We start from the raw sequence: 10,635 nt of genomic DNA, 5'->3' as shown, positions 1-10,635 counted from the left end.
GAAACGACCCATACCACATCAACGAACCCAAGCCCCGGAAGCAACCCGTAAACACGCGACGCCCCCTCATGGCGGCTCCAGAGGGGCGATTCGGGTGATACGGGCGATACGGGGGTCGGTTCGGATCCGGTCCTGGTTTGTGTCCGTGCCGTGGTTCATGAGGGAGCGTCATTCGTGCCGTGGGTGATGCGGGGGCGTGCGGCGGTGCGACGGTTGTGCGGGGGACCGCTGTACGTGCGCCGTGGGTCAAAAGGCGGCCGTGGCCGTGCAGCCGACGGTTGCCGCCGGAGCCCCGGACGTTGCCGGGGTACTCGCGATGAAGCCGAAGGAAGTGCTCGCGCCGGGAGCCAGGGTGCCGTTCCAGGCAGCGTTGGTGACGGTCGCCGTGCTGTCGGCGGCGGTGCCGAGCGTGCCGCCCCACACCTGGGTCAGCCGCGCGCCGTCGGCCGGCGCGACCGTCACGGTCCAGCCGGTGAGCACGACGGTGGAGGTGTTCCGTACCGTCACCTCGGCCTGATAGCCGCCCTGCCAGGCCGAACCGGCCCGGAACGACGCGGTGCAGTTGGCGTCGTCACCGGGGTCGCCGGGATCACCTGGGACGCCCTGGGCGAGGACGTCTGCCAGGGCCGGGTGCCAGCGGGCGGCGATCTTCTCGTTGCCGGCGTCGCCCGGGTGCACGCCGTCGTAGGTATCGGTGGCGGTGTCGAAGCCTGTCCACTGGTCGACCACGGTCACCGGGGAACGGGTGGTGCTCGTCTCCGCGGCCCACCCGGGAATCCGCGCGTTGAAGTCGACGACGCGCTGGGCGCAGCCGGTGCAGCCGGCGGGGTTCATCGGGATGATCTGGGCGACCATGAGCCGCGTGTCCGGGTTGGCCGCCCGCATTTGAGTCACCAGCTTGGTGTAGGCGGCGAGGATGCGGTCGGGGGAGATGCTGCTCCAGACGTCGTTCGTACCGAAGTGCATGACAACGATGTCCGGGCGAGTCGCCGCCAGCCGTCCGGGCAGCAGGTTCTGGTCGGCGAGATTGGTCACCAGTTCGCCGCCGTGACCCTCGTTGTCGCCGTCGTACGCCACGCCGCAGCCCTGGCCGGGCAGGGTGCCGACGAAGTCGATGTCCGTGTGGCCGGCGTCCCGCAACCGGTTCCACAGCAGGGCCCGCCAGCAGCCCGGTGAGCCGGTGATCGAGTCGCCCAGCGGCATGATGCGGACGGGGGCCGCGTCCGGCGCGGCGGCCGCGCGGGGCGCGAAGGGGGGAGTGAGGGTGAGGCCGAGCGGAAGGAGCAGAGCGGTCAGTACGAGTAGAGCCCGTAGCGGTAAGTGGTCGATGACGCGCATGGTGTTCCCTTCCCTGGACGAGGTGGGAGCGCTCCCATGGAGACATCAAGTCACCTTGTCGGTGACGCGTCAATAGGTTGGAGCGAGGGAGCGCCGGGTGTGGTGGTGTCCGTACGGTCGATCCGGCGGTGTCGTGCGGTTGGCCCCCACGGGTTCCATACGGCTCATGGGTGTGGCGCACATGTGCGCCACACCCATGACATGCCCTCAGGAGAGAATTCCGCGACCGGGATCAGCGCTCGGCGCGCCGACGGGTCACCACCTTCCTCAGCAGCGGCCAGGCCAGCAGCAGCACGATGATCGCGTACACGGTGACGGAGAAAGGGGTGTTGGCCAGGCCCGAGACACTGCCGTCACTGATCTGCAGGGCGCGGCGGAGCTGTTGCTCGGCGGCCGGGCCGAGGATGACGGCGATGATGGCGGGCAGGACCGGCAGACCGTATCGCCGCATACCGAAGCCGATCAGGCCGATGATCAGCAGAATCACCAGATCGATCACCTCGCCACCGACCGCGTACGCGCCGATCGCCGCGAAGAACAGGATCCCGGCGTAGAGGTACGGTCGCGGGATGTGCAGCAGCTTCGCCCACACCGGCGCCAGTGGCAGGTTGAGGGTGAGCAGCAGCACCATGCCGACGAACAGCGAGGCGATGAGGCCCCACACCAGGTCGGGCTCCCGCTCGAAGAGCAGCGGGCCCGGCTGAATGCCGTACTGCTGGAAGGCGGCCAGCATCACCGCCGCGACCGCGGTGGTCGGCAGTCCCAGCGTCAGCATGGACACCAGTGTGCCGGCCGCCGAGGCGGACGCCGCCGACTCCGGTCCCGCCACGCCCTCGATGGCGCCCTTGCCCCACTCGTCCTTGTGCTTGGACAGCCGTTTTTCCGTGACGTACGACAGGAATGTCGGGATCTCCGCGCCGCCCGCCGGGATCGCGCCGAACGGGAAGCCGATGAACGGGCCGCGCGCCCAGGACTTCCATGTGCGCCGCACATCGTCGCGGCCCAGCCACGGCCGGCCCACCGGAATCGGCTCGGGCGGACTGCGCCGCAGATGCGCGGCGACCCACAGCGCCTCGCCGATGGCGAACAGGCCCACCGCGACGATCACCACGTCGATGCCGTCGGCCAGTTGGAGGGAACCGAAGGTCAGCCGCTGCTGGCCGGTCATCTGGTCCAGGCCCACCAGACCGATCGTCAGGCCGATCAGCAGCGAGGCCAGTCCTCGGATCCGCGAGGAACCCAACACCGACGTCACGGCGATGAACGCAAGCACCATGATGGCGAAGTAGTCCGGAGCACCGATGTCCACGGCGAGTCCGGCGACCGTCGGCGCCAGCACGACCAGCAGAATCGTGCCGACCATGCCGCCCGCGAAGTGACCGATCGCGGCGGCCGCCAGTGCCTGCGCGCCACGACCCGACTTGGCCATGGGGTTGCCCTCCATGGCCGCGACCACGGCGGCGCTCTCCCCCGGCGTGTTCAGCAGGATCGAGGTGGTCGAACCGCCGAACATCGCGCCGTAGTAGATCCCCGCGAACATGATGAACGCGCCGATCGGGTCGAGTCCGTACGTCACCGGCAGCAGCAACGCCACCGCCATCGCCGGGCCGATGCCGGGCAGCACGCCGATCGCGGTGCCCAGCAGCACACCGATCGCGGCCCACAGCAGGTTGATCGGGGTCAGGGCGGTACCGAAGCCGTCCAGAAGGGAGGTGAGGGTGTTCACGTCACAGCACTCCCATCAGCGGACCACCGGGCAGCGGCACTCCGAGCAGGTTGTTGAACACGGTGTAGGCGACGAGGGAGACGACCGCGGCGATCAGCGGGTCGCGGTCGAATCTGCGGCTGCCGAGGGCGAAGGCCGCACCCCAGAAGAGCAGCGCGCCGGCGACGGGGAAGCCGAGCGGTTCGATGAGCACGGCCGAGCCGAGGAACACCCCGGTGAGCAGCAGCACCGTGCGCCAGTCGGCGGGTTCGGACAGGTCGACGTCCTCGCCGGTCTCGGCCTGGCCCCGCCCGCCGCGCAATACGTCCACTGCGAGCAGGGCGGCGACGACGAGGAGTCCGGCGCCGACCATGACGGGTACCGTCCTCGGCCCGACGGGGCCGCGCTGGGTGATGTCGACGTTCATGGTGAGGGCGTCGGTCAGGACGAACACGCCGAGTATCAACAGCATTACGCATACCCCGAGTTCGGAGTGGTCGCGCAGCCAGGAGCGCCGTCCGGCGGGTGCGGGGGACAGGTCGGTGGTCGGTGTCGTCACAGCCCGAGCTCCTTCAGAACGGACACCACGCGCTTGTCCTCGGCGTCCAGGAAGTCGCCGAACTCCTCACCGGTCAGGAAGGCGTCGTCCCAGCCGTTCTGCTTCATGGACGCGCGCCATTCGTCCGAGTCATGCAACTCTTCTGCCAGAGAGACGAGTTGGTCGCGCTCGGCATTGGTCAGACCGGGAGGGGCCACGATGCCCCGCCAGTTGGTGAAGTTCACGTCGTATCCCGCCTCCCGCAGCGTGGGCGCGTCCAGCCCGGGGACCCGCTCCGGTCCGGTGACCGCGAGCAGTCGCAGCTCGCCCGCCTTGATCTGATCGAGGTACTCGCCCACGCCGGACACGCCGAACCCGACCTTGTTGCCGAGGATCGAGGCGAGCAGTTCGCCACCGCCGTCGAACGGGATGTAGTTGACCTGCTTCGGGGCGATCCCTGCGGCCCGCGCCATCAGCATCGGCGCGAGATGGTCGGGCCCGCCGGGCGAGGAACCGCCGCCCACCGGCACCTTGCCGGGGTTCTCCTTCCAGGCGCCGACCAGGTCGTCGATCGTCTTGTACGGGGAGTCCTTGGCGACCACGACGACGTCCTGTTCCTCGGTGAGCCGGGCGACAGGGGTGGTGTCGGCGAGGGTCTTCGGCGCGTGGTTGGACCGGACGGCGCCGACGACACCGAGGCCCATCGTCATGGCGAGCTTGCCGTTGCCGTGCTCGCTCACCAGCCTGCTGAGGCCGACGGTGCCGCCTGCGCCGGGCAGGTTGAACACCTCGATGTTGTGGGTGAGCCCGGCGTCCTCGGCGTTCTTCGCGGCCGTACGGGCCGTGATGTCGTAGCCGCCGCCGGGCGTGTTGGGAACCATGAAGCGCAGGCCCGGGATCTGTGTGCCGGTCTCGGTGCCGCTGCCGGTCGTGAGCAGCGGCGGACCCACGAGTACCAGCACGGCGGCCCCGAGCAGGGCGAGGGGGGCGCGCAGGCGCACGAATGCCACCACCTGTCGGTCGATCGTCTGGAGGTCACACAGAGCCCTGCGGGGGTGGGTGACGTGCGCCACATGGTGCACGCGCACCGCTCAGCTGTCTCGGTTGCGGAACCAACGGAGGTTTTGGTCATTGCGTCAGCGCGTCATTGCGTCAGCACGTCGCCGGGTGCTCCGGCGTCCGCCTCCGCACGTTCACCTGGGCACATCCCTTCCCGCGAGACACCGGTGGGCGCCATGATGGGGCCCCCGTCACCTGCGCCGCACCTCGTCGTGCCCGCCGGGGCATGGGGGCATCGCCGACCGGAGAGCCCGTCGGCAAGGAGAACCCGTCGGCAGGTGAGCCCGCCGGCAGGAGAGATCGAGTACGTCGTGGCCGCCACCTTCCGTCGTCAGACCCTCGCGGGCGAGATGCTGGTGCTCCAGCTCGCCATCGTCGTGATGGTTCTGATGGCGGTCGCCGCGGTCTCCCTGGCACAGTCGGAGGCGACCTTCAACCGGGTCGAGGGCCGCCGGGTCGGCGCGCTCGCCGAACAGCTGGCCGCGAACCCGCTGGTGCGCAGCCGGCTGGCGCGGCCGGCGCCCGGGGAGGCCTTGGCCGCGCTGGTGAACTCCACCCAGACCCAGTCCGGGGTCACCTCGGTGACCGTGGCCGGCCCGGACGGCCGGATCGTCGCCTCCACGAACCCCACGGTGATCGGCGACCGGCTGCCTCCGGGCGACGGCGCCGTGCGCGGTCGCGGCTGGTCGGGCCCGCTGACGCTCGACGGCAGCCGTGAACGCGTCGCCCAGGTGCCGGTCCTAGGCGCGACCCAGGACAATCTGGGGCGCCACCTCGGCACGGTGATGATCGGCGCGGCCGACCCGACGGTGTGGCAGCGGCTCAGCGGCGCCTCCTCGTATCTGCTGGCCTACCTGGGTGTCGCCAGTGGGCTCGGGGTGGCCGGCTCCTGGCTGCTGGCGCGACGCGTCAAGCGGCAGAGCCTCGGCCTCGAGCCGCGCGAGATCGCGGGACTCGCCGAACACCGCGAAGCCATGCTGTACGGCATCGCGGAGGGCGTGATCGCCCTCGACCCGCAGCACCGGCTCACCCTCGTCAACGAGATGGGCCGCCGTCTGCTGGCTCTGCCCGAGGACTGCGTGGGCCAGAGCCTGGACACCCTTGGCATCGACGGGCGGCTGCGGGACGTGCTCGCCGGAACGCAGCGCGAAGAGAGGGCCCGGCTACCGCACCGGGCAGGCGATCGACCGCAGGAGCATGGCGGTGACCGGTCGCAGGACCGGGGGGGTGACCGGCCGTCACGCGAGGCGGGCCGGCGGCGCGACGAGGTCGTCGTCCGGAACGGCCGGGTGCTGGTGATGAACCGGATGACCGTCACCAAGGGCGGGCGTTCCCTCGGCTCGGTCACCACCCTGCGGGACCGCACCGAACTCGCCCGACTGGAACGGGAGATCGGGTCCTTCCGCAGTTCCTCCGAGTTGCTGCGCGCCCAGGCCCACGAGTTCGCCAACCAACTGCACACGATCTCCGGGCTCATCCAGATCGGTGAACAGGACGAGGTCGTGAGCTACATCCGGGCCTTGAGCCGACGCCGCCAGTCCCTCGACGTCACGCTGAGCCGGCGGGTGCGGGACACCGCCCTCGCCGCCCTGCTGACGGCGAAGACCTCGCTCGCTGCCGAACGCAGGGTGACCCTGCGCATCTCCGACAGCACCGCCCTGGACCGGCTCGCCCCCGAGGACGCCGCCGACGTGGCGACGGTCGTGGGCAACCTCGTGGACAACGCGGTGGACGCGGCGGCGGCCACCGCTGGTGACCCCGGGGGCGGGGCCGGGGCCGACGGGCATGGGGCCTGGGTCGAGGTCGAGCTGCGCCACGACGCCGCCAGCGTGGAGATCGTCGTCCGTGACTCCGGCCCCGGCGTCGCCCCCGAACTGGCCCGCGAGGTCTTCCAGCACGGCTTCACCACCAAGGCCGCCCAGGAGGGCGAGCGCGGTATCGGCCTGGCGCTCACCCGCCTCGTCTGCGAACGTCACGGCGGTGAGATCTCGGTGACCAACACTCCGGAGGGGGCGATGTTCACCGCCCGCATGACCGTCAGCCACCTCGCCGACGCGGTGGCGGAAGGAGTCGGCCGATGACCAGCACACACGGCGAGCACGCAGGGTCCGCGCGCGCCGGCGCGATCGACGTGCTCGTGGTCGACGACGACTTCATGGTGGCCCGGGTGCACCGCGCCTTCGTCGAACGCGTCGAAGGATTCCGGGTCGTCGGCGTCGCCAGCACCGGCGAGCAGGCGGTCGCCGCGGTGGACGGGCTCCGTCCCGATCTGGTCCTGCTCGACCTGTATCTGCCGGACCTGTTCGGCCTCGACGTGATTCCCCGGCTGCGCAGCGCCGGCCACGACTGCGACGTGATGGTCATCAGCGCGGCGCGGGAGGCCGGCACGGTGCGCGGTGCGGTCCGGCAGGGGGTCGTCGACTATCTGCTGAAGCCGTTCGAGTCCGAGGACCTGCGGGCACGGCTGGAGCGGTACGCCGTCCGGCGCGGCCGGCTGCTCGGCGCGGTCGTGCGGGGCCAGGCCGACGTCGACCGGGTCCTGGCCGGAGCGACGGCACCGGTGGCCACGGCACCGGCGCTGCCCAAGGGCATGAGCGTGGAGACCGCCGAACTCGTCGAGCGCATCCTGCGCGAGGCCGACGGCACGCTGTCGTCCACCGAGTGCGCCGCCCTCGCCGGCGTCTCCAGGGTCAGTGCCCGCCGCTACCTGGAGCACTTCCACACCGTGGGCAGGGCCGAGGTCTCCCTGCGGTACGGGGCGGCCGGGAGGCCGGAGCGCCGCTACCGGTTCCTGGGAGTGCCAAAGGACCGGCCCGACCGGGGGACCCGGCGGCAGCCCGAACAGCAGATCGGCGGACAGGCCGGCGGGCGGACCTCTGGGCAGGCCGGCGGGCTCCGGTCGGGTGGCGGGGCGCGGGCGTAGAGGCACGGGCCGGTGCCCCGGCGCGACCTCGTGCGGGGCGAACTCGCCCATGGCACGGGGTTGTCCCCGTCTGCACCCGGATCTAGGGTCGAGCAGCGGATGCAAGCGCTTTCTGAATGCTCGGCGAGGACTCTCCGGGAGCCCGTCGGCAGCATGTGTCCGCCGATCGTCCAAAGGAGTGCCGATGGCCCTGCTCCCTGTCCGCCGCCGCGTCGCCGTCGTCGGCACCGGCGCCATCGTCGCCGACAGTCACCTGCCGGCGCTGCGGGCCCACACCGACCGCACCGAACTCGTGGCAGCCGTCGATGTGGACCCGGGCAGGCTCGACGCCTTCCGTGAACTGGCCGGCGAGCAGGTCGTCGGGTACGCCTCGGTGGAGGCGATGCTTGACGCCGTACGCCCCGACCTGGTGCTGATCGGAACGCCGCCGTCACTGCACCGGGAGCAGACGGTGGCCTCGCTCCGGGCCGGCGCCTGGGTGCTGTGCGAGAAGCCGCTGTGCCTGTCGCTCGCCGAGTACGACGAGATCGCGGCGGCGGAGGACGCGTCGGGCACGTACGCCTCCGTGATCTTCCAGCACCGCTACGGTTCGGGCTCCGTCCACGCCCGGGAACTGATCGCGAGCGGTGCGCTGGGCACCCCGCTGGTCGCGCACTGCCAGACCACCTGGCACCGGGACGCCGCGTACTACGCCGTCCCCTGGCGCGGGCGGTGGGCCACCGAGGGTGGCGGGCCGACGATGGGGCACGGCATCCACCAGTACGACCTGCTGCTTTATCTCCTCGGCCCGTGGGAGGAGATACGGGCCATGGCGGGCCGGCTCGTCCACGACACCGAGAGCGAGGACGTCTCCACCGCCCTGGTCCGCTTCCGCGGCGGCGCCCTCGCCACCGTCGTCAACAGTGTGCTCTCGCCGGACGAGGTGAGCCGCGTCCGCGTGGACTGCGCCGATGCCACGGTCGAGCTCACCCACCTGTACGGACACCGCAACGACGACTGGTCGTACACCCCGGCGCGGCACGTTCCCACCGAACGCGCAGCCGCCTGGCGCACCCCGCCGCACGACGTACCCAGCTCGCACACGGCCCAGCTCGGCGCCCTCCTCGACGCCTACGACGCCGGTGTCCGGCCGTCGGGCAGCGGCCAAGAGGCCCGGGACACCCTCGAATTCGCCGCCGCCCTGTACAAGTCCGCGTTCACCGGCCGTCCGGTGCGGGCCGGCGACATCACGGCCGGCGACCCCTTCCACACGGCCATGCACGGCGGCCACCCCGACTGGGCCCCGAAGGAGCACGCATGAGCATCCGCGCCGAGCACGCCGAGCGTGCCCCCGCGGTCTCCGCGTCGCTCACCCCGCGGTGAGGCCGTCACGGTCGCTTCCGCGGGCGGCACGGAGGCCCTGCGTCACGTCCACGGCCCCGGCCCCGACGCCTTCGAGTCCCGCAAGCCGTACGCGTGAACGAGGCCCTCGGGGAGTATCCGAAAGGAAATCAGCGGTAGCGGAGCGATCTTGATTCCGGTTCGGTGACGTGCCCGTTTTGCCTGGTCAGCGGCCTCTGCGGTCCTCGGCATGCCTGTTGAGTACCTGTCTGCCGAGCAAGAGGCCCGCTACGGCCGGTTCGCCACGGAGCCGTCGCCCGGGGAGCTGGAACAGTTCTTCCGCCTGGACAAGAAGGCCCTGGGCCCGGCACGGGCGAAACGCCGTCCGGCGACGAGGTTGGGATGGGCGGTGCAGTGGGGCACGGTGCGGATGCTCGGCACCTTCCTGACCGAGGACCCCACGGCAATCCCGGCCGCCGTGGTGCGGTTCGTCGCCGAGCAACTCGGTATCGGCAACGAGCACTTCGCCGAGTACGGGACGCGCGCGCAGACGGCCTACGAGCACGCGTGGGAGATCCGCGACGAGTACGGCTACCGGGATTTCGCTGCGGGCGAGGCGGAGCTGCGGGAGTTCCCGGCGGCGCGGGTGTGGTCGTCGCTGGAGGGGCCGCGCGCTCTGTTCGACCGGGCGGTGGTGTGGCTGGTGAACAACCGGGTGCTACTGCCCGGCGTGACGACGCTGGCCCGGATGGTCGCTGCGGTCCGCCAGGAGGAGAACGACCGGCTGCACGCCGCGCTGTACGAGGCGGTCCCGTACGGCCTGCGCACCGAGATGGTCCGGCTGCTCGAAGTGCCGGAGAAGAAGCGGGTGTCGGAGCCGGAGCGGCTGCGGATGGGCCCGATGCGAGTGTCGGGCAAGGCCATGGAGCCGGCTCTGGACCGCGCCCGCGAGGTACGCGGCCTGGGTGCCGGAGCCGTCGACGTCGGGCGGGTCCGGGCCGCCCGGATGACCGGGCTGGCCCGGTACGGGCTGACCTCGAAGGCGCCGACGCTGAAGCGGCCGGAGGTCACGAGGCAGACCGCCACCCTCCTGGCGGCTGTGCGGCACCTGGAGACCGCGGCGGTCGACGATGCGCTCGATCTGCTGCACGCCCTGATGGCCACCAAGCTGCTCGCGAAGGCCGAGCGGATGGGCAACGACGCCAAGCTCAAGGCCCTGCCGCAGCTGAGGAAGGCGGCGAAGAAGGTCGCGGCGGCGGTCGACGTGCTGATGACAACGCCTCAGGCGACCGCGTCAGGCGAGATGGTCTCCGTGGCGGACGCGTGGTCGGCGATCGAGGAGGTCGTTCCGCGCGAGCAGTTGGCGGAGGCACTCGCCACGATCGCCGCGGTGGTCCCGGACACCGACGGTGACGACGACGCGGAGTGGCGGGCCGAACCGGTCGCCCGCTACGGCACGGTGCGCGGCTTCATCCGGCTTCTGGTCGAGGTCATCGACTTCGGCGCGGTCGAGGCCGGCGCCCCGGTGGTGAAGGCGCTCAAGCAGTTGCCGGACTTGATCGGCCGCAAGAAGGTCGGCGCGGAAGAGGTCTCCATGGAGCTGGTGACGGGCTCGTGGCGGCGGCTGGTGTTCGCCAACCCCAACGTGCCTCACGGCCTGGTGGACAAGGCGGCGTACTCTTTCGGGTGCGGATCCTTTCGAGGGACGGTTGATCTGGGGTTTTCCTGATCGGGGTGTGGGCGGGGTGGTGT

The 10,635-nt window shown here is 71.2% G+C and carries 8 protein-coding genes; 4 read left to right on the top strand and 4 right to left on the bottom strand.

What is annotated here, in order from left to right; translation table 11 throughout:
* Positions 1-246 precede the first annotated feature (246 nt).
* The 4 genes from ACFP2V_RS21245 to ACFP2V_RS21230 all read right to left on the bottom strand — a co-directional run bounded on the left by ACFP2V_RS21245 (position 247) and on the right by ACFP2V_RS21230 (position 4,582).
* Complete coding sequence (locus ACFP2V_RS21245; RefSeq protein WP_381214672.1) at positions 247-1,338, bottom strand: GDSL-type esterase/lipase family protein; 1,092 nt, start codon at positions 1,336-1,338, stop codon at positions 247-249.
* A gap of 232 nt (positions 1,339-1,570) precedes the next feature.
* Positions 1,571-3,064, bottom strand: a complete 1,494-nt coding sequence (locus tag ACFP2V_RS21240; RefSeq protein ID WP_381214669.1) for a tripartite tricarboxylate transporter permease — start codon at positions 3,062-3,064, stop codon at positions 1,571-1,573.
* Between the two features lies 1 nt (position 3,065).
* Positions 3,066-3,602, bottom strand: a complete 537-nt coding sequence (locus ACFP2V_RS21235) for a tripartite tricarboxylate transporter TctB family protein (protein WP_381214666.1) — start codon at positions 3,600-3,602, stop codon at positions 3,066-3,068.
* Positions 3,599-4,582, bottom strand: a complete 984-nt coding sequence (locus ACFP2V_RS21230; protein WP_381214678.1) for a Bug family tripartite tricarboxylate transporter substrate binding protein — start codon at positions 4,580-4,582, stop codon at positions 3,599-3,601. Before ACFP2V_RS21230 ends, ACFP2V_RS21235 begins: the two co-directional genes overlap by 4 nt.
* Before the next feature lie 369 nt (positions 4,583-4,951).
* Here ACFP2V_RS21230 and ACFP2V_RS21225 point away from each other — a divergent pair, with 369 nt between their 5' ends.
* The 4 genes from ACFP2V_RS21225 (at position 4,952) to ACFP2V_RS21210 (ending at position 10,612) form a co-directional block, all read left to right on the top strand.
* Positions 4,952-6,721: a sensor histidine kinase gene (locus ACFP2V_RS21225; RefSeq protein WP_381214675.1), complete on the top strand. Its 1,770-nt coding sequence runs from the start codon at positions 4,952-4,954 to the stop codon at positions 6,719-6,721.
* Positions 6,718-7,563, top strand: coding sequence for a response regulator (locus ACFP2V_RS21220; RefSeq protein WP_381214663.1), 846 nt, complete (start codon positions 6,718-6,720; stop codon positions 7,561-7,563). The genes ACFP2V_RS21225 and ACFP2V_RS21220 overlap by 4 nt, the downstream gene beginning before the upstream one ends.
* A 184-nt stretch (positions 7,564-7,747) precedes the next feature.
* Entirely contained in the window at positions 7,748-8,863 is a 1,116-nt protein-coding gene (locus ACFP2V_RS21215) for a Gfo/Idh/MocA family protein (RefSeq protein ID WP_381214660.1), read from the top strand.
* A 270-nt stretch (positions 8,864-9,133) separates the two neighbouring features.
* Complete coding sequence (locus ACFP2V_RS21210; RefSeq protein WP_381214657.1) at positions 9,134-10,612, top strand: DUF4158 domain-containing protein; 1,479 nt, start codon at positions 9,134-9,136, stop codon at positions 10,610-10,612.
* Positions 10,613-10,635: the final 23 nt, after the last annotated feature.

This window comes from Streptomyces incanus, from assembly GCF_042656345.1.
Taxonomy (GTDB): Bacteria; Actinomycetota; Actinomycetes; order Streptomycetales; family Streptomycetaceae; genus Streptomyces; species Streptomyces incanus.
The sequence above is the reverse complement of the archived record's forward strand: the minus strand, read 5'-3'. Positions and strand labels throughout refer to the sequence as shown.

Excerpts from the sequence above, each read along its gene's own strand:
- ACFP2V_RS21245 (WP_381214672.1), bottom strand. The coding sequence starts at position 1,338 with ATGCGCGTCATCGACCACTTACCGCTACGGGCTCTACTCGTACTGACC.
- ACFP2V_RS21220 (WP_381214663.1), top strand. The coding sequence starts at position 6,718 with ATGACCAGCACACACGGCGAGCACGCAGGGTCCGCGCGCGCCGGCGCG.
- ACFP2V_RS21215 (WP_381214660.1), top strand. The coding sequence starts at position 7,748 with ATGGCCCTGCTCCCTGTCCGCCGCCGCGTCGCCGTCGTCGGCACCGGC.
- ACFP2V_RS21210 (WP_381214657.1), top strand. The coding sequence starts at position 9,134 with ATGCCTGTTGAGTACCTGTCTGCCGAGCAAGAGGCCCGCTACGGCCGG.